We start from the raw sequence: 19050 nt of genomic DNA on the forward strand, positions 1-19050 counted from the left end.
GAACACTGACGAAGACCCCGCCCTCGCCGCCGACGGCGACAGCGACCGGAGCCCCACATGACGCAGCAACGCAACACCGAAAAACCCGCACGCACCCTGTCGCTCAAGCGCGGCGAGACGCCTGACGCCGAGGCCGCGCCGCGCCTGGAAGAACGCCTGCACAAGGTGCTCGCGCAGGCCGGGCTGGGCTCGCGCCGCGCGCTCGAGCAGCGCATCGCCGACGGCCTGGTCAAGGTCAACGGCGAAGTCGCACAGACCGGCATGTCGATCAAGGGCGGCGACCGCATCGAGCTCGACGGCAAGGTCTTCGTCGCCAGCGCGCTGACCGAGCCGGCGCGCGTGCTGATCTACAACAAGCCCGAGGGCGAAGTCACCACGCGCGAAGACCCCGAAGGCCGGCCGACGATCTTCGACGCCCTGCCCGCGCTCAAGGGCGCGCGCTGGATCGCCATCGGCCGCCTGGACATCAACACCACCGGCCTGCTGCTGCTCACCACCGACGGCGAACTCGCCAACGCGATGATGCACCCCTCCTACGAGGTCGAGCGCGAGTACGTGTGCCGCGTACGCGCCCCCGAGGGCGAGGACACGGTGTCGGAGAAGATCGTCGACCGGCTGCGCCGCGGCGTCGCGCTCGAGGACGGGCCGGCGAAGTTCGACGAGATCGAGCGCATCGGCGGCACCGAGTCGCACGACTGGTTCCAGGTGCTGCTCAAGGAAGGCCGCAACCGCGAGGTCCGCCGGCTGTGGGAATCGCAGGGTTGCCAGGTCAGCCGGCTCAAGCGCGTGCGCTACGGCCAGGTCGTGCTGCCGCAGCCGCTGCTGCGTGGCCAGTCGCAGGAACTGCCCGACGCGCAGGTCGAGGCGCTGCGCAAGGAGCTCAAGCTCGAGGAAGGCCCGCCGCCGGCACTGACGCTGCAGCCGGTGATCGGCCAGCGCAAGGCTGCCAAGTCGACGGTGCACCTGGGCAAGGGCGGCGCCGGCAAGGCCTATGTCAACGGCCACACCAGCGGCGCCGACGAAGGGCGCGAGCTGCGTCGCTTCGACCACGTGCGCGAGGATCGCGGTCGTGGCCGTGGCGCCCCGCGCAAGCCCCATGGCGGCCTGACCGTCAGCGGCGACGCCGCCGCCAAGCAGTCGCACAAGCCGTTCAAGCAACGCGCAGACAAGGGCGCACGCGCCCTGCCCGAGGGCAACCCGGCCGCCTTCCGCACCTGGTACGTGCCTGATGGCGTGGAGACCGGCCCCAGCGGTCATCGCAACGCCGACGGCCGCGGCCCCAAGAAGCCCTACGGCGGTGCCGGCGCGAAGAAGCGCGGCCCCGGCGGTCCGGGCGGACAAGGTCCGCGCGGCGGCGGCCAGGGCCCCTGGTCCTCGAAGCCGGCCGGCGCAGGTCGTCCGCGCGCGCCGTATGGCCATCCCGACAGCGCCCCGACGTTCCCGTCCGATCACGCCAACCCCGGCAGCTTCAACCCCAACGCCGGCCCGCGCGGCCCGCGTCCGGGCGGCAACCGCGGCCCGAAGGGCGCGGGCGCCCGGGGTCCGGGTGGCGGCAATCGCGGACCGGGTGGCCCGGGCGGCGGCCGCGGCCCCGGCGGTCGTCCGCCCGGCGGCGGCAACCGCGGTCCGCGCGGCGGCGGTCGCTGAGGCAGCGACTAGTCATGCATCAAACACGGGGCCTTCGGGCCCCGTGTCGTGCTCCCTCCCCCGCGTGCGGGGGAGGGTTGGGGTGGGGGCGCCTTTCCCAGGAAAGCCCATGCCCCCACCCGGCGCGCGTTGCGCGCCGGCCTCCCCCGCAGGCGGGGGAGGCGAAGAGCGTTGTGCATCGCCTTCTCTATCGGCGATCAAAGCCTCCCCATGCACAAGGGGCAGGCGGCATCACCCACCAACGCGCCAGGAGCGCGCCTGTCGCCCTCCCCCGCTTGCGGGGGAGGGTTGGGGTGGGGGCACCTTTCCCAGGAAAGCCCATGCCCCCACCCGACGCGTGTTGCGCGCCGGCCTCCCCCGCAGGCGGGGGAGGCGAAGAGCGCGTACGTCTCCCGCATGCGATCGAGGCCCTACCCATACGCGACCGACACCCTCCCTGCGCGCGATCGAAGCCCTCCTCCGCTTGCGGGGGAGGGTTGGGTGGGGGGCGCCTTTCCTGGGAAAGCCCGCGCCCCCTCCCGACGCGCGTTGCGCGCCGGCCTCCCCGCAGGCGGGGGAGGCGAAGAGCGCGCCCGTCTCCCGCGTGCGATCGAGGCCCTACCCCACGCGATCGACACCCTCCCTGCGCGCGATCAAAGCCCTCCTCCGCTTGCGGGGCATTGCGCCCTTCACGGGGGGAGGGTTGGGTGGGGGCGCTGTCGGGAAGGGCCGTGCCACCACCCAGCACGCGGAAGCGGCTTGCTAGGCGTCGAGAATCTCGAAGCGGTCGGCGTCGAGCATCGCGGGGAACCGTTCGCGGTGTGCGGCCAGTTCCGATGCCAGCAGCGTCGTGGTCGAGACGACTTCGGCGTCCGTGCACTCACTCAGCGGGGTGCCGAGGAAATCGAGCACGGCACTGTTGCCGCTGTAGTCCAGGCCGTTGCCATCGCGGCCGACGCGGTTGACGCCGATCACGTAGCACAGGTTCTCGATCGCGCGGGCGCGCAGCAGTGTCTTCCACGCGTACGCGCGTGCCGCCGGCCAGTTCGCCACGAACAGCTGCAGGTCGAAATCCAGTTGCCCCGGGCGTTCGACATCGAAGCGGTTGCGGCAGAACACTGGAAAACGCAGGTCGTAGCAGACCTGCGGATTGATCCGCCAACCCTTGAGCTCGACCGTCAGCCGCGCCCGCCCCGGCGCATAGCGCTTGTGCTCGCCGGCGTAGCGAAACAGGTGCCGCTTGTCGTACCACTGCAGCGCGCCATCGGGCGTGGCCCAGAGCATGCGGTTGTAGACGCCGTCGCCGTCGCGCAGTTGCACGCTGCCGGTCACGGCCGCATCGAGCGCGGCGGCCTGCGCGCGGATCCAGGCCACGGTGGGTCCGTCCATGTCCTCGGCGCGGTCGATGGCGTCATTGCTGAAGCCGCTGGTGAACGTCTCGGGCAGCACCACCAGATCGCTGAGGCCGCGCAGCGGCGCGATCAGGCCGCCGTAGTACTCGCGATTGGCCTCCGGGTCGTGCCAGATCGTGGCGCCCTGGACGATGGAAACGCGGAGGTTGTGCATGGTGCGGCCCTGTCGACGACCGCGACGCGGCCGGACTCCCGATTCTCGTCCGCGCCGCCTGCCGACTCAAGCCAGCAGGCAGCAGCGGCGCCTGCGATCACTCAGGCGCGGCAACGCGTAGCGGCTGCTCGGCCCAGCGCTCGACCGAGCCGTCGCGGCCGACGATCTCCAGCCCCAGCCAGTACAGGCCCGGCGGCCGATCGCGCAGATCGAGCGTCGCGGTGAAGGCGATGTCCGGCTGCCCGGGATCGCGCGAGCGTCCCTGCAGGAAGCCGCCGACGAACGTGTTGCGCAGCCCATAGTGGGTGGTGGCAACAGGCGCGCCGTCCAACGTCACCACGACCGACTCGACACCGGCCACGTCCTTGATCGCCCAGCCACTCACGTCGACCTGCCCGGCCACGCGGGCGCCCGGCGCCGGCGCATCGATATGGGCCACGGCAGGCGTGATGCAATCAGCGGCCGGCGCAGCGTCGCGATCGAAGCGCAGCAACACGAAACGCTGTCCCCCGCGATCGACGTTGACCACACGCGTCACCGGCAGGCTGCCCAGCGTTGCGCACAACTGCTGATAGCGCTCGAGCAGCGCGCTGAACTTCACGTCGGTCGCGCCGACCACCACCAGCGCCGGGCGACCATGCAACTGCGCGCGGTCATCGAGTTGCAGCCCCCACAGTTGGAGCTGCGGCGCGCGACCGTGATGGCGGTTGAGCGGGTGATCGAGCACGCGGATGTCCGGATCGCCCAGCGCGAAGCCGAGCTCCGCGCCGATCTTGAAGTTGTCGGCGACCAGCACCGTGTCGTCGGGCATCTGCGCCCGCGTCTCGCGCACCGCATCGGCCAGTTGGTCCCAGCCGGCGAAGTTCGACGGGTACCACTTCAGCGCCGTGGCGCGCTCGCGCACATGCGGCGAGGACACCGCGACGTAGTAGCCGTTGACCAGCAAAAAGCCGGCCACCAGCGACGCCCAGGTCAGCGCCTGCAACCAGCGCGGCCAGCCGACCAGCACGAAGCCGGCCAGCGGCAACAACGCCAGATAGCCCGGCAGCGGCCAATGGAAGCTGACGCGCTCGGTATCGGCGACAAAGCCCAGCGCGAAGAACCCGACGACAATCAACGCGCCGCACAGCGCGAGGAAGCGCGCGGCGTCGTCGGGCATGCGGCGCATGCGCCAGGCCGCGAGCGCGAGCACCGCGAATACCAGCGGCGTCACCAACCCCGCCTGGATCACCAGGAATTGCCAGCCGTCGAGGTGGAACGCCCACGGGTGACGGTCGACCATCTGGAAGCGCAGCCCGGCCTCGGCGTTGGCCAGATTCCAGGCCAGCAGCGGCCCCCAGGCCGCGGCGCCGAACGCGATCGCGATCCACACCCGCGGGTCGCGCAAGGCCAAACGCCCGGACGGCAGCCACGCCAGCGCGACGATGCCCACGGCGATCACCGCGATGAAGCGGTAATGGCTCAACGCGCCCAACGCCAGGCCAAGTGCGAGCAACAGTGACGCGCCGTAGGTCACCCCGCGCAGCAAGCGCGTGCCGGCGTCCAGGCACAGCACCGTCGCCAGCGCCAGCACCGCATCGGGCAATGCCATCACGCCGAGCGAGCCCAGCAGCGGCAGCAACAGCGCCAGGCAACCGGTGGTCCACGCCGCATCGGCGTCGAACTCACGCGCGGTCAGACGCACCAGCAACCACGGCACCAGCGCCGAGATCGCGACGAACGGCAAGCGCACCGCCAGCAGCCCATCACCGAACAGCTCGGTGCCCAGCCGGATCAACCAGGCGGTCAGCCCCGGCAGATCCGAGTACGCCCAGGCCAGCCGCTGCCCCTCGAGCCAATAGAAGGCCTCGTCGACGAACAGCGGCAAGCGCATCGCGATCGCCAGCTTCAGCGCGACGACCAGCACCCACAGCGCAACGAACACCGTGCGCATTTCGATCCGCCGCATTGCACCCGACCTCGCTACACTCGGAGAAGAACGTCGCAGGGAAGACCGCGCATGCCCGATCCGTCCACGACCCGCGCCATGCTAACCGACGCACAGCGCAACGCTCTGTCGTCGGCGCGCGCCCAGGTCAATCGCCTGGTGCTCGGCAAGGAGACCGCGGTCACCATGACCTTCGTCGCGCTGCTCGCCGACGGCCACCTGCTGATCGAGGACCTGCCGGGCCTGGGCAAGACCACGCTCGCGCATGCGATCGCCGCGACCGTCGGGCTGGGATTCCAGCGCGTGCAGTTCACCTCCGATCTGTTGCCGTCCGATGTCGTCGGCGTCTCGGTCTACGACGGCGCCGCGCGGCGCTTCGAGTTCCACGGCGGCCCGGTGTTCACGAACGTGCTGCTGGCCGATGAGATCAACCGCGCGCCACCGCGCACGCAGAGCGCGCTGCTCGAGGCGATGGCCGAGCACCAGGTCACCGTCGATGGCACCACGCACGCCCTCCCCGACCCGTTCTTCGTCATCGCCACGCAGAATCCGGTGGACCTGTCGGGCACCTATCCGCTGCCCGACTCGCAACTCGACCGCTTCCTGATGCGGCTCAACCTCGGCTATCCCGACCGCGACGCCGAGCGTGCGCTGCTCGCCGGCGAGGACCGGCGCATCCTGATCGCCGGCACGCTGCCGCAACTGGGCGAAGCCGACTTGCATCAGATGCGCGCCGCCGCCACCGCCGTCCACGCCAGCCCTGCGCTGATCGACTACGTGCAGGCGCTGCTCGCGCGCAGCCGCCACCATCCCGGCGTCCGCGTCGGCCTGTCGCCGCGCGCGGGCCTGGCGCTGCTGCGCGCCGCACGCGCGCTGGCCTTGCTCGAGGACCGCGCGCACGCGCTGCCCGACGATGTGCAGCGGCTGTTTCCATTGATCGCCGCGCACCGGCTGGTCGCCGACGATGCCGGCGACGGCGACGCGCTGGCCACCGGCATCCTGCAGGCCGTGCCGGTCGACTGACGCGATGGCTGCCACCGGCCTGCGCCGCCGCCTCGAACGCTGGATGCGCCCGCGCCACGCCGAGGCGCTGCCGGTGCGCATCGACCGCCAGCGTATCTACGTGCTGCCCACGCCATTCGGCGGTTTCGTCATCGCGCTGCTGGCGACGATGGCGGCCGGGGCGCTGAACTACAACAACAACCCGGCGCTGCTGCTGTGTCTGCTGCTGGGCGGCGCGACGCTGGCCAGCCTGCTGTGGACGCAACTGCAACTCAGCGGCCTGGAGGTGCGCACCGTGCGCGGCGAGCCGGTCCCGGCCGGTCGGCCGATGTTGCTGCACGTGCACGTGGACGCCGCGCCAGGGCGCGAGCGCCGCGGCCTGCGGGTCGATTGCGAGGACGCCGTCGCCGCGCCGCTGTCGCTGGACGAGACCGGCGGCGAGGCCACGCTGGCACTGCCGACGCAGCGCCGCGGCTGGATGGCCGCGCCGCGCCTCCGCATCTCCAGTACCCGCCCGCTGGGTCTGGCCCGCGCCTGGGCCTGGGTGCGCCCGGATGTCCCGCTGCTAGTGCATCCCACACCCGAGCCGCACGGTCCGCCGCTGCCGCTAGGCGCCGGCGAGGATGCACAGGCGCGCCTGCACCCGGCCGGCGATGACCTGCACCACCTGCGCGACTGGCGCCAGGGCGATGCGCGGCGCGCGATCGCATGGAAATCCTCGGCCCGACGCGACGCCCTGGTCGTGCGCGAGTTCGAGCGGCCGCAGGGGACCGACGTCGTGCTCGACTGGGCGACGCTGGGTGGCCTCGCTCACGAGGCACGCATCGGCCGGCTCGCGCGCTGGGTCGACGCCGCCGAGCGCGACGGCGTGCGCTGGCTGCTGCGCGTGCCCGGCCATCCGCCGCTCGGCCCCGACCGCGGCGCGCACCACCGCCAGGCCTGCCTGCGCGTACTCGCGCTAATGCCCGACCGCCCATGACACGCACTACGGGCCAGCTGCTGGACGACCGCGGACGCCACCGCACGCTGCTGGCCGCGGCGGTGTGCCTGCTGCCGTTGCTGCTGCAGCTTGCGTTGCCGGTGGCGATCGTCGTCGCCGCGGTCGGCGTGCTGGTCACGTCGGTCTCCGGCCGCCGCCAGCTGCCGGCCTGGCTGCGCGGCGCCGCCGCCCTCGCTCTGCTCGGCTGGGTGCTCGCCCAGGCCGGCGGCACGGTCGGACGCGAGACCGGATGCGCCCTGCTCGCGGCGATGCTGGCGGTCAAGCCGTCCGAGCTGCGCACGCTGCGCGATGCCCGCAGCCTGCTCGGCTTCGCGCTGTTCGCGCCGTTCGCCACCTTCCTGCTGGATCAGGGCCCGCTGTCGCTGCTGCTGGGCCTGGCCGGCACGCTGCTGGTGGTGGTCGCCCTGCTCGCGCTGTCGGATGCGGAATCGGGCCTGGCGCCGGACAGCGACCGCCGCCGATGGGGCACCGCGCTGCGCCTGATCGCGCTCGGCCTGCCGCTGGCGCTGGCGGTGTTCTGGTTGTTCCCGCGGCTGTCCACGCCGCTGTGGGGCGTGCCGGACCGCGCCTCGGCCACGCCGGGGCTGTCGGACGAGATGGGCGCAGGCCAATGGCTCGACCTGCTGGCCGACGACTCACCGGCCCTGCGCGCGGCGTTCACCGGCCCCGAGCCGGCGGTCTCGCAGATGTACTGGCGCGGGCCGACGCTCACCGACTACGACGGCCGGACCTGGACGCGCTCACGCCGGCAGCCGCCGCCCACGCCGGACCTGGTCGCCCACGGCACGCCAACCTGGGATTACGAGGTCGTGATCGAACCGACCGGCCGCGACCTGCTGGTCGCGCTGGATCTGCCCACGGCATTGCCCGACGGCGTGCGGGGTACGCGCGACTACACCCTGCGCAGCCCGCGCCGCCTCGACAGCGTCAGCCGCTGGCGTCTGCGCTCGGCGCCGCCGCGGCAGTTCGAGCCCGAACTGCCCGCGCTCGCCCGCGCCGAGGCCCTGCGCGTGCCGGCCGGCCTGAACCCGCGCACCCGCGCGCTCGCCCGGCAATGGCGCGCGCAGACCCGCGACGACGCCGCACTGGTCGCACGCGCGCTGGCCTGGATCGAGCGCGACTTCGCCTACACCCTGGACACGCCGCTGCCCGGCCGCAATGCGATCGACGACTTCCTGTTCGACCAGCAGGCCGGCTTCTGCGAACACTTCAGCTCGGCCTTCACCGTGCTGATGCGCGAGGCCGGGATTCCCGCGCGCGTGGTCACCGGCTACGTCGGCGGCCGCCGCAACGCCTACGGCAACTACTGGCTGGTGCGGCGCATGGACGCGCACGCCTGGAACGAGGTGTGGCTCGAAGGCCGCGGCTGGGTCCGCGTCGACCCGACCGCCGCAGTCGCGCCCGAGCGCATTTACGACACACTCGAAGACCGGCTGGCAGCCGGGCGCGTGGGCGGCGCGCGCTTCGCGCCGATCTTCGACCTCGGCGACTGGGCCCGGCGCGGCTGGAACGATTTCGTACTCGGCTTCGATGCCGACCGCCAGCAGACGATGCTGCAACGGCTCGGCCTCGGCGCCCTGGGCGCGAGCGGCCTGGTCGTGCTGTTGACGGTCGTCGCGCTGCTGGCGCTCGGCGCGATGGGCTGGCTGATCGCGCGCAGCGAACGCGAACGCGACCCCGTGCTCCGCGCCTGGCACCAGCTCGGCCGGCGCTATGCCCGCCGGGGCCTTGGCCGCCTGCCGCACGAGCCCGCCTCGGCCTGGGCGGCGCGCATTGCGCCGGCCACCGGCGACGCCGTCGAATTGGCTGCACTCACCCGCCGTTTCGTCGCCGCACGCTACGCTGCCGCCCCGGCCGACCCCACGCTGGCGCGCGACCTGCGCGCGCATCGCCCCACCGCAACGCCCGCTGCGAAGGAGACTTCCCGATGAGCCCCGCCCGTCTGTTGCCCATCAGCGCCCTGGCCCTGCTGCTGGGCGCCTGCGCCTCGCAGCCCAAGCCGCTGCAGGGCGGCTTCGCCGAATCGCCCACGCCGCATGCCGCCGTGCAGGGCGACTACACCGGCACCGCGGTGCGCTGGGGCGGACGCATCGTCCAGGTCGAACCGCGACCCGACGCCACGTGTTTCGAGATGATTGCCACCCGGCTCACCGCGACCGGCCGCCCGTACTGGGCCAGCGACGACACCAACGGCCGCTTCATCGCCTGCCGCGCCGGCTTCTACGACCCGGCGGTGTTCGAGAAGAACCGCGAAGTCACCTTCACCGGCCGCATCGCCGGCTACGACACCCGCAGGATCGGCGAGTACGACTACCGCTTCCCGCGCCTCGACGCCGACGTGGTCTACCTGTGGCCGGTACGCGAAACGGTCGACGTACTGACCCGCCCCGCGCCTTGGCCGTGGTGGGGCTACTGGTAAGCCCGCGCCCGCGCGCTTACGCGGGCGTGCCGAAGCGCCCAAGCGGCGCGCCGGCGAGCAGGTGCAGATGGATCTGGTACACCGTCTGCCCGCCGTGCTCGTTGCAGTTCATGACGATGCGATAGCCGTCCTTGTCGAAGCCCTGCGCCTTGGCATAGCGCGCAGCGGCAAGCGCGAGCCGGCCGATGACCTCCGGCGCGTCCTCGGGCACATCATTGAGCGTCGCGTAGTCCTGCTTGGGCACGAACAGCACATGCACCGGCGCCTGCGGGCCGATGTCGCGGAACGCGATCAGGTGCTCGTCCTCATAGACGATGTCGGCCGGGATCTCGCGGCGGATGATCTTGTGGAAGATGGTCATGGAGCCGTCACTCGTGATTCGCGATGGCCCAGAGCATACCGCTGCGGCCGGGCGCGCGGTCGCGCCGTCGACTCGCCACGCAAGCTGCCACCGCGCGTCAACGCGCCGCGATCACGAATCGCCGATTTCGCTGCGGCTGCCGAACGCGTGCGAGAGCGTGCCGCGATCGACGAACTCCAGTTCGCCGCCCAGCGGAAGGCCATGCGCAGGACGGCTGGGCCGCACGCCGTGCTGGCGCGCGATCTGCGCCAGGTAATGTGCAGTCGCCTCGCCCTCGACCGTGGGATTGGTGGCGATGATCAGCTCGCGCACCTCGCCCTCGGCCAGCCGCGCGGCCAGCAAGTCCAGGCCCAGCTCGCGCGGGCCGATGCCATCGAGCGGGCTCAGCCGGCCCTGCAGCACGAAGTAGAACCCGCGGTAGCCGGTGGCCTGTTCGATCGCCAGCCGGTCAGCCGGCGTCTCGACCGCACACAACGTCTGCGCATCGCGCGACGCGCTGGCGCAGGTCGGGCACACCGGCGTCTCGCTGAAGTCGCGGCACCGCGCGCAGTGGCCGATCTTCTCGACCGCCTCGGCCAACGCCGCGGCCAGCCGCGCGCCGCCCTCGCGCCCGCGTTCGAGCACGTGATAGGCCATGCGCTGCGCCGACTTCTGCCCGACCCCGGGCAGCACGCGCAACGCATCGATCAGTTGTTCCAGCAATGCGGACATGCGCGATGGACGCTAGAAGGAAGGGCCACGATGCGCACGCCGCACGGAGCCGCGGGCCACATCGACGAACGGGGCGCACCCAGGCGCCCCGCCCTGGAGACCGCGGGGCTTAGAACGGCAGCTTCATGCCCGGCGGCAGCGGCATGCCGGCAGTGGCCCCGGCCATGCGCGCCTTCGATTCCTCGTCGACCTTGTTCGACGCGTCGTTGAACGCCGCCGCGATCAGGTCTTCGGCCATCTCCGGGTCCGACAGCACCGACGGATCGATGCGCACCTTGCGGCAGGCCTTGGCGCCGGTCAGCGTAACGCTGACCATGCCGCCGCCGGCGCTGCCCTCGACCTCGAGGTTGGCCAGCTCTTCCTGCACGCGCTGCATGTTTTCCTGCATCTTCTGGGCCTGCTGCATCAGCTGGCCGATGTTTCCACGCATCATCAAAGTCCTTGTTCGTCGTAGGGGCGAATGGAATCCGGCACCACGCGCGCGCCCTGCTGCGACATCAGGCGCTGCACGTCCGGATCGGAGAGGAAATTCTGCTCGGCCGCCGCCTGCAGCGCATCGCGCTGCTGCGCATTGCGCTCGTGCAGCGTCGGCGCGGTGCGCGCGGCCGCGGTCTCGAAGCGGATCTGCGGCGTCGCGCCCAGCGGCCCGGCGAGCGCAGACGCCAACTGGTGGACCATGATCGGCGCCTTCAGGTGCTCGTCGGATTCGGGCAACGCCAGCTTGAGCACATCGCCGTCGAGCGCGACGAAGGCCGCACTGGCCGCCAACTCACGCACCGGGCCGCGCAACGGCAGATCGGCCACGAGGTCCAGCCAGCCGTCGGCATCGAGCGTCATCGACGGCTTGGCCGCCTGCGGCGCCGGTTCGGCGCGCGGCGCGGGAGCCGCAGGCGGCTCGGCACGCGGCGCAGGGCTAGGTTCGGGGACAGGTGCAGCCGGAGCGGCCGGCGGCGCCTTGCGCGGCATGTCGATGCCCTGGCCGGCAGCCGCCATCGGCACCGCATCGACCGGCGCACGCGGCACCGGACGCGCCAACGTCGCGGCCTCCGGCGCCGGTGCGGCCGCCCGCGGCGCCGCCGCGGACGCATCGCCCAGCGCGGCCCGCGCCGCAGCCGGCCCGGATACCCGGCCCTGCCCGGCCCCGCCGCCCGCCGGGGCACCGGCGTTGCCGCCTTCAGCCGGGCGGAACGCGAACATCCGCAGCACCGTCATCTCGAAGCCCGCACGCGGACTCGGCGCCAGGCCCAGATCACGGCGGCCATTGAGCGCCATCTGGTACCACAGCTGCACGACCTCCGGCCGCACCGACGACGCCAACGCATCGAGATCCAGGCCGTCGGCCTCAATGCCGACCTCGGGCACCAACTGGCGGACCTGGATGCGGTGCAACGCTTCGGACAGCGCATCGAGCACGCCCGACCAGTCCGGCGAGAACTCGGCCAGCGCCGCAACCTCGGCCATCAACCGCGCGCCATCGGCCTGCGCCAGTGCGGACAACAGGTTGCCCACCCGCGTGCGGTCGACACTGCCGAGCATCGTCGCCACCGCCGCATCGGCGAGCGCACCGCCCTCGCCGCCCGCACCGGTGTAGGCGATCGCCTGGTCGAGCAGCGACAGCCCGTCGCGCAGGCTGCCATCGGCCGCCTTGGAGAGCTGCCGGATCGCCGCCGCATCCGCCGCGATGCCCTCCGCCTCGAGGATCCGCGTCATCTGGCCTTGGATCTGCTCCTCGTCCAACCGCTTGAGGTTGAACTGCAGGCAGCGCGAGAGCACGGTGACCGGCAGCTTCTGCGGGTCGGTCGTCGCCAGCAGGAACTTCACATGCCCCGGCGGCTCCTCGAGCGTCTTGAGCAGCGCATTGAACGCAGACTTCGACAGCATGTGCACTTCGTCGATCAGGTAGACCTTCACCCGACCGCGCGAGGGCATGTACTGCGCGTTGTCGATGAGCTCGCGCACATCGTCGACACCGGTGTTGCTGGCCGCGTCGATCTCCAGCAGGTCGATGTAGCGCCCCGCGTCGATCGCCAGGCAGGTCTCGCACTCCCCGCACGGGTCGGACGAGGTGCCCCGCTCGCAGTTCAGGCTCTTGGCGAAGATGCGCGCGATCGTCGTCTTGCCGACGCCGCGGGTGCCGGTGAACAGGAAGGCGTGATGGACGCGGCCGGTCTCCAGCGCGTTGGTCAGCGCACGCACGACGTGCTCCTGCCCGACCAGCTCGGCAAACCGCTTCGGACGCCACTTCCGGGCGAGGACGAGATAGGACATGCCGCTATTCTGCCACGGCCGTCCCCCTTCCTTGTGACCGGGCCCCGGCCCAGCTAGAATGGCCGGCCCGCGGCGGTCCAGCCGTCGCAGCGTGCCGCCCCGCGGCCCGCGCGGGACAGATCCGGAGAGGTGTCCGAGTGGTTGAAGGAGCACGCCTGGAAAGTGTGTAAGCGTCTAAACCGCGCTTCGGGGGTTCGAATCCCCCTCTCTCCGCCAGTTATCCAATAGGTAGTGGCTCCGGCCAAGCAGTTCCGAAGCTACCCTACTAAAAGACCTACTACGCCTGATGTGCTGGGCTATGTAAGCGAGAAGGCCACCCGAAGGGGTGGCCTTTTTGTTGTGCGCCTACCACCACGAGCATGCCTACAATCGTGTTGCCAGTATCGGCGCCAACGGGGAAGGCCAATGCTTAGCTCTCAGTATCCGAACAACGAATTGCTCGCCAATCTTGCTTCCGGAACGCTCGTGCGAGCGTTTAAGGGCGCCGGGCATCCTCTATCGCTGGCGCTTGTCGTGGAAGTAGTCGGCGGCGGTCAAAAGCTCTTGTGTGTATTGGAAGGAAATCCGATTCCGGCAGTCAGCGCTATTGGCGTTCAGAGCTTGGGCGCCGTGCTCTCCGGGGATTACGTTATCGAGCCATCCAATGTAGCGTCCACCGCCATCTACAAGCCGGGTCAACTGCTTGTGAATGAACAAGGGGCATACCTGATCGGATACAACACGCTCGCCAACCAAGAATGCGCCATTGAACTTCCGAGCGCTGCCTTTCGCAGCGCGCCGGTCAATTCAGCCCGGCCCATCTATTTCGACCAGTGGGCACTGTACGCAGTCGATGCTTCCGGCAACAAGCATGCCGTTTTCAACTATCAGCGTCCGCAACCCTAAGCGGGCAGCGGCACAAAAAGGCCGCCCCGAAGGGCGGCCTTTTTGTTACCGGACCATCCGCTTGTCAGGCGGATCAGACTCGCGGCGCTGCCGCCACGTCTGCGAACTCCGACTCCACACCACGTCGTCAGGCGTCAGCTTGCGGAACTCCTCAAGGATGCCCTTGTTGATTCCCCAGTTACGCTGGCGGTTCTTGTAGACGTGATGCTCGCCGAAGGTCATGCGTATGCCGCGCGCAGCGGACGATTGCACCAAGCGATTCTGCCGCTGGTACTGCTCATGCATCCAAAGCGCCACGGCCTTCTCATCTTCCGAAGAAGCCATATCACCTCCAATGGCCTGTAGAAGTGTCCTCGCCCAAGAGGGACGGGAGGGCGCCACGACGGACGCCTCCCGGGTGCTGCGCTTAGCCCGGAGGGCTGCGCCAATGCTGGCAGACGTACTCCAGACGGCCCTTACGGACCCGGGTATACGCGCACACATGCACCGTCTTGGCGTGGGACATAAGTCCTCCTGCAAGCCGGGTTTGTGAGGGCGATATCGGAATTCCGGGTCCCAGGGCGCTATACTCTCTGTGTTGTACGGGCCGCGGAATCGGCAGAGGGACACCCTCAACTGCCATGCCGTGATGCCGGTACGGAGGTTCGGAACATCGTTGTAGGCACCCTTGCCGGGGTGTTTCCAACTCCGAACCAACCGCACCAGCGTTTTGCCTACCTAGCGCCTCAACTCAAGCCTGTTTCGCGACGGGGAACTTGAGTTGGGGCGTTGCTTTGTCTGGGCCACCCGCGGCGGTAGTCAGCGAGCGGCCATGCTCTCTCCTCATGACGGTTCATCCTTCTCTGCGTCAGCGGCCTCGGCCTCCTCATCGGCCATCGTCTCCCTGTAATTGTTGATGATGAACTCGATCATCTTGACGACGGAGGTCCACTGCCTGTCAGTCATGCCCTTGGGCAAGATGATCGCGCCGTCCTTCCCTGCGATAGGGATGGGGATGCTGATCATCGAGTCATCGTGCGTCTTCGCCGTGTGCTTCCTGTCGTGGTGGGTTTGGTCCGGCGCAGCGGGGATGGTCGGTGTCGCAAGACTCGGTTTGGCCTTCCGCTTTGTCGTCGGTGAGACAGTCGGCGCCTTAACGTGAGGGCTGACTTGAATCCCCGCGTCCCGCGAAGCCGCCAGAAAGAAGCTGATGCACTTCCCGAGCGTAGAACCAGAGATTTCGTACTCGCGGAACTTGTCCGTCATCTGCTGAGTCGTCGCCGACTTCAGATTGAACGTGCCGTTCGTCAAAGCCGAGTAGCTTTCCTCAATCATCGCTTTGAGCATCGATTTCGACTGCGCTTCATCAGCGGCGATGTACTCATCGAGCAGCTTGGTGCGCGCACCGTCGTTGTCGATGAATTTGAACCACTTCAGCGTGGCGATGAGGGCGGCTTGCTCCGATCCCGACCGCTTCCGGAGCAGCCCAAGACTGCGGTCGATCACGTCCGGAAGCACATCATGGGAACGAAGCTCCGCGATGAGCGACTCGAAGCTCTTGTAGGAGGTGTAGGGGGGCTTGATTGCCTTGTCGTTCACGAGCGCCTCCGCAGGTGCGGTTGGATTTTGGCGCAGACTACACCTTCATGAAACTTCGTGCAACACCTGCCGCGAAACTCGGTCTAGACCGTCTTATGCTGAAAGTTAACGTAACTACTGCGTTGCAAGTGCATGATTCATAAGTAATTCATAGACTTATCCACAGTTTGTTGCATTGTTTCGTCTCAAATCATGAGCCTCAAACTGCGTCGGGAAAAGTGCTTGTCAAAGCCCTGCCTATTGATCCCTTCGCTGGAAGCGGTGGCTTCGTCATCTATGCCACGTGTGATGCGCTGCTGTATGCGATGCCGGTATGCGCTCTGCTACGTCCCCTGCAACGCCTATGCGCTACGGAAATACCCATTTCGGCGCTTCGCCCAGCAGCGACCGCGGCGCGAGCCGCCAGCCCCTAGAGGTCTGGATGCGCCCGGCCACGAGGCCGTCCAGCGAATCGGGCCGCAGGCCCTACTCCGCGCGCATTTCAGCCTTGGTCCGGGAGACGATCCGCCCGGACGAGACGTGCTGCCAGCGGTAGGTGCGTTCGTCGAGGTGGAAGCCCCAGGCTCGCTCCCGGTAGGCCGGGTCTGCCCACCTGGTCTTCATCTGCGCGGATATGCGCGCGCGGTAGTTTGGGTCGGCCCATAGGCGGGCCATCGTTTCCCGCGTAGCGGTCACCTGTCGCGAGGCAGCTTCCCCCGGCGCGGTCGCCCCGTCACCGTCGTTCCCGTCCGCGCCGGGGGTCGCTGGTTGGTCAGGGTGCCCCGGCGGCACGAGGCGGGCTCGATACGTCACCGCCGGGACACCCCGATTCGATCAGCGACCGCGGCGAGTGGTCGCCGCGCGCTTCTTCATCTTGTTGGCCGTGGCGTTGCGCTCGGCCTGCTTCTTTTCGTGGATGCGACGTCCCCCCGCAATTGAGTAGCAGGCTGCTTTGGAGTCCAATCCCCAACGAGAAGGAGATTGGACGTGAAGAAGCGTTTCAGCGAAGAGCAGATCATCGGCTTCCTGCGTGAGGCCGAGGCCGGTCTACCGGTCAAGGAGCTGTGCCGCCGGCATGGCTTCAGCGAGGCGTCGTACTACCTGTGGCGCAGCAAGTTCGGCGGCATGAACGTGTCCGAGGCCAAGCGCCTGAAGGAACTGGAGACCGAGAACGCGCGGTTGAAGAAGCTGCTGGCCGAGCAGGTCCTCGAGAACGAAGTGATCAAGGACGTGCTGCGAAAAAAATGGTGAGCGCACCGGCCCGACGCGAGCAGGTGCGCTACATGGCAGGCAAAGGGCTCAGCGAGCGGCGTGCTCTGCGCGTGGTCGGCATGAGTGCCAGCGCACTGCGCTACACGCCTCGTCCGGATCGCAATGTAGAACTGCGGACGCAGATCCAAGCCTTGGCGCATCGGCACAAGCGCTACGGCGTGGGCATGATCTACCTCAAGCTGCGGCAAGGCGGCCAGGTCGTGAACTACAAGCGCGTCGAGCGACTGTATCAGCAGGCGAAACTGCAGGTGCGGCGACGCAAGCGCAAGAAGGTGCCGATGGGCAAGCGGCAGCCGCTGATCCGTCCGGTGATGGCCAACGAGGTGTGGTCGATGGACTTTATCTTCGATCGCACCGCCGACGGCCGTGTCATCAAGAGCCTGGTGATCGTGGATGACGCCAGCCACGAGGCGGTGACAATCGAGGTCGAGCGTGCGATTTCGGGCCACGGCGTCAGCCGTGTGCTGGACCGCCTGGCACTCAGGCGTGGCCTGCCGAAGGTGATCCGGACCGACAACGGCAAGGAATTCTGCGGCAGGGCGATGGTGGCTTGGGCGCATGAGCGTGGCGTGGCGTAGCGCCTGATCCAGCCGGGCAAACCGAACCAGAACGCCTACGTCGAATCGTTCAACGGGCGCCTGCGCGACGAATGCCTCAATGAGCACTGGTTCCCGACACTGCTGCACGCACGGACCGAGATTGAGCGTTGGCGGCGGGAGTACAACGAAGAGCGGCCGAAGAAATCGCTCGGCGGGCTCACGCCTGCCGCCTATGCCCAACAGCTGGCGGTGAAACCGCTACGATAGAGCCGGACTCCAAACAGCTCCGCTACTGAAAGCGGGGGGACGTCGCTGGCGAAAGCTGCGCCAGCGTGTGGCACATGGAGAGGAACCCCGCTGAACGGGGTCCCTTGAGCAAGAAGCGCTCGGATAGCCTCAAGTGAGGAAGCTGCGAGATCACACCAGCATGCAAACGCCGCCGTTTCCGGGGCAAATTTCCATTAAGAACCAATCTCCGTCAAAGCACTGCCAGACCTCGTAGGCTCCGCCAAATCCGCGCGGCACGATGGCCTGCTGTCCATTGACAGAACAAGTAATCGTGGGCTCGGCGCCCGCGCTACCTGCGGCGATAGCTGCCACTGCGAACAGTGCGCCCGTCAGGGTACGGCGTAGTCCTTGCTTCATCGCGTCCTCTCCAATTGAAAGTTGGAATGCCAAGGACCGCCAAATGGCCCCTTGGCGCAGTCGAGACTAGTTGGCGACCCACATGTCCGCAAGCGGAAAGATTGCTCCACCGAAGCCCCCTCGCAATTGAGTGGCAGGGTGCTTCGGAATCCAAAATTGCCGAGCTTGCGCGGCTACGTCAGCTCCGTGCCTCGGCTTGAGCGCTGGAATCGTTGGCTCACCGCCCAGACTTCTTCGTCGATGCTCCATACGGCTTGACAACCGCGCAATTCGCTAGCAATCTCAACCACGGAGCTTCGAAACTCCTCAGGTAGCGGTACCCACCTCCGAAAAACCGGTGGTTTTTTTGTGTCCGGCATTTTACGGGCGCAACCGACGTGATATCTGCGTCGGGAGGGCGGCTAATACAACACCCTTCGGGGAAATACGCCCGCCGGCTACCTGCGGTTTCGAACCTCCCGACTTCCCGTCCGCCATTCGGTGGGCGGGTCACTTCGATGGAATGAAGGAGGCAACATCATGTCGAACCGCGAATCGAACCACGACGACGACACCCAACGGGCTGGCTATTTTCTGCCGGAAGACGACAGGACGCGGCTGACGAAGCTGCGCGACCACATGGAATTCCTGTCCCGCCTGGCAGAGCCGCGCACGTACGATGAGGAGCAGGACGATCCGCCCGAAGTCAGCCATGGCGAACTGGCTACGTGCCTGGCCATGCTGGCCGAACAAGCCGAGCTGGTGCTGGAGGCGATGGCATGGAGGCCGTCGCCGAGCGCGCGGCCTGAGAGGCGGACAGCCACCGAAGCAGATGACCCGGCCATTGACCCCGACGAGACGCAACACGCGAGGCAGGAGGCAGCGGCCGCACATCCGACGCCGGCAGCCAGCGTGCCGGAGGGCTACGTCTTCGGCGTCACAATGGATCAGGCAGACGCGCTTGACCGGCTGGTGCAGATGCTGATGGCGCACGGCGACGTCATCGCATCAGGGCATGAAGACGACCTTGCGGATGACACCGTGCCGGCACTGGGGCTAGCGATCTCGGAAGGTGCGGATGCGGTGCGGGAAATCCTGGATCAAGTGCAGGAACAGTTGATCCAACCTGCAACGACATCGCGTTGCAGCGTGCGTGAGGAACGGGCGGCGTATGGCCCGCTACCGAAGCAAGCAACGCGTCTTTCGCTGCACTAGCTGAGTAAAGGGTGGCGGGGGGGGGGGGGGGGGGGGGGGGGGGGGGGGGGGGGGGGGGGGGGGGTGGGGGGGGGGGGG

General features: G+C 68.7%; 16 protein-coding genes, 1 tRNA gene and 1 pseudogene. 9 read left to right on the top strand and 9 right to left on the bottom strand.

Annotated features, from left to right (window positions below):
• The first annotated feature begins 57 nt into the window (after positions 1-57).
• On the top strand, positions 58-1647 hold the full coding sequence (locus WAF18_RS13215) for a pseudouridine synthase (RefSeq protein WP_337245520.1): 1590 nt from the start codon (positions 58-60) through the stop codon (positions 1645-1647).
• Positions 1648-2388: 741 nt separating this feature from the next.
• Here WAF18_RS13215 and WAF18_RS13220 read toward each other — a convergent pair.
• Both WAF18_RS13220 and WAF18_RS13225 read right to left on the bottom strand, forming a co-directional pair.
• Positions 2389-3192 carry an amidohydrolase gene (locus tag WAF18_RS13220; RefSeq protein WP_337245521.1) on the bottom strand — a complete coding sequence of 268 codons (804 nt, stop codon included), beginning with the start codon at positions 3190-3192 and terminating at the stop codon, positions 2389-2391.
• A gap of 97 nt (positions 3193-3289) precedes the next feature.
• Entirely contained in the window at positions 3290-5140 is a 1851-nt protein-coding gene (locus WAF18_RS13225; protein ID WP_337245522.1) for a glycosyltransferase family 39 protein, read from the bottom strand.
• Positions 5141-5191: 51 nt separating this feature from the next.
• On the opposite strand from WAF18_RS13225, the gene WAF18_RS13230 reads away from it, so the two are divergent.
• The 4 genes from WAF18_RS13230 to WAF18_RS13245 are packed head-to-tail and all read left to right on the top strand — an operon-like array spanning position 5192 to position 9540.
• Positions 5192-6142, top strand: a complete 951-nt coding sequence (locus tag WAF18_RS13230; protein ID WP_337245523.1) for an AAA family ATPase — start codon at positions 5192-5194, stop codon at positions 6140-6142.
• Positions 6143-6146: 4 nt separating this feature from the next.
• Positions 6147-7100: a DUF58 domain-containing protein gene (locus tag WAF18_RS13235; protein ID WP_337245524.1), complete on the top strand. Its 954-nt coding sequence runs from the start codon at positions 6147-6149 to the stop codon at positions 7098-7100.
• Positions 7097-9052 carry a DUF3488 and transglutaminase-like domain-containing protein gene (locus WAF18_RS13240; protein ID WP_337245525.1) on the top strand — a complete coding sequence of 652 codons (1956 nt, stop codon included), beginning with the start codon at positions 7097-7099 and terminating at the stop codon, positions 9050-9052. The genes WAF18_RS13235 and WAF18_RS13240 overlap by 4 nt, the downstream gene beginning before the upstream one ends.
• Positions 9049-9540 (top strand): Slp family lipoprotein, encoded by a 492-nt coding sequence (locus tag WAF18_RS13245; protein WP_183426417.1) that lies wholly within the window; start codon positions 9049-9051, stop codon positions 9538-9540. Before WAF18_RS13240 ends, WAF18_RS13245 begins: the two co-directional genes overlap by 4 nt.
• Positions 9541-9556: 16 nt before the next feature.
• Here WAF18_RS13245 and WAF18_RS13250 read toward each other — a convergent pair whose 3' ends face one another.
• The 4 genes from WAF18_RS13250 to dnaX form a co-directional block, all read right to left on the bottom strand.
• Positions 9557-9901, bottom strand: a complete 345-nt coding sequence (locus tag WAF18_RS13250) for a histidine triad nucleotide-binding protein (RefSeq protein WP_337245526.1) — start codon at positions 9899-9901, stop codon at positions 9557-9559.
• 111 nt (positions 9902-10012) lie between these two features.
• Positions 10013-10612 carry a recombination mediator RecR gene (gene recR / locus WAF18_RS13255; protein ID WP_337245527.1) on the bottom strand — a complete coding sequence of 200 codons (600 nt, stop codon included), beginning with the start codon at positions 10610-10612 and terminating at the stop codon, positions 10013-10015.
• A gap of 109 nt (positions 10613-10721) precedes the next feature.
• Positions 10722-11042, bottom strand: coding sequence for a YbaB/EbfC family nucleoid-associated protein (locus tag WAF18_RS13260; protein WP_047136330.1), 321 nt, complete (start codon positions 11040-11042; stop codon positions 10722-10724).
• A 2-nt stretch (positions 11043-11044) separates the two neighbouring features.
• Positions 11045-12880 (bottom strand): DNA polymerase III subunit gamma/tau, encoded by a 1836-nt coding sequence (dnaX, locus tag WAF18_RS13265; protein WP_337245528.1) that lies wholly within the window; start codon positions 12878-12880, stop codon positions 11045-11047.
• A 123-nt stretch (positions 12881-13003) separates the two neighbouring features.
• On the opposite strand from dnaX, the gene WAF18_RS13270 reads away from it, so the two are divergent.
• Positions 13004-13096: transfer RNA gene (locus tag WAF18_RS13270), tRNA-Ser, on the top strand.
• Between the two features lie 189 nt (positions 13097-13285).
• The gene (locus WAF18_RS13275; RefSeq protein ID WP_337245529.1) at positions 13286-13765 is read left to right on the top strand and encodes a hypothetical protein; all 480 of its coding nucleotides are present in this window, start codon (positions 13286-13288) and stop codon (positions 13763-13765) included.
• Between the two features lie 45 nt (positions 13766-13810).
• On the opposite strand, the gene WAF18_RS13280 is transcribed toward WAF18_RS13275, so the two are convergent.
• Positions 13811-14089 (bottom strand): hypothetical protein, encoded by a 279-nt coding sequence (locus WAF18_RS13280; RefSeq protein WP_337245530.1) that lies wholly within the window; start codon positions 14087-14089, stop codon positions 13811-13813.
• A gap of 498 nt (positions 14090-14587) precedes the next feature.
• Positions 14588-15343: a DUF5343 domain-containing protein gene (locus WAF18_RS13285; protein WP_337245531.1), complete on the bottom strand. Its 756-nt coding sequence runs from the start codon at positions 15341-15343 to the stop codon at positions 14588-14590.
• A 966-nt stretch (positions 15344-16309) separates the two neighbouring features.
• Here WAF18_RS13285 and WAF18_RS13290 point away from each other — a divergent pair.
• Positions 16310-17400 (top strand): annotated as a pseudogene (locus tag WAF18_RS13290) (IS3 family transposase).
• A 150-nt stretch (positions 17401-17550) separates the two neighbouring features.
• Here the strand turns inward: WAF18_RS13290 and WAF18_RS13295 are convergent.
• Positions 17551-17778, bottom strand: coding sequence for a hypothetical protein (locus WAF18_RS13295; RefSeq protein ID WP_337245532.1), 228 nt, complete (start codon positions 17776-17778; stop codon positions 17551-17553).
• 519 nt (positions 17779-18297) lie between these two features.
• Between WAF18_RS13295 and WAF18_RS13300 the strand changes: the two genes are divergently transcribed.
• The gene (locus WAF18_RS13300; protein ID WP_337245533.1) at positions 18298-18972 is read left to right on the top strand and encodes a hypothetical protein; all 675 of its coding nucleotides are present in this window, start codon (positions 18298-18300) and stop codon (positions 18970-18972) included.
• The last annotated feature ends 78 nt before the right edge of the window (positions 18973-19050 follow it).

Origin of the sequence: Luteimonas sp. gir (assembly GCF_037198055.1) — a bacterium.
GTDB classification, from domain to species: Bacteria; Pseudomonadota; Gammaproteobacteria; order Xanthomonadales; family Xanthomonadaceae; genus Luteimonas; species Luteimonas citri_A.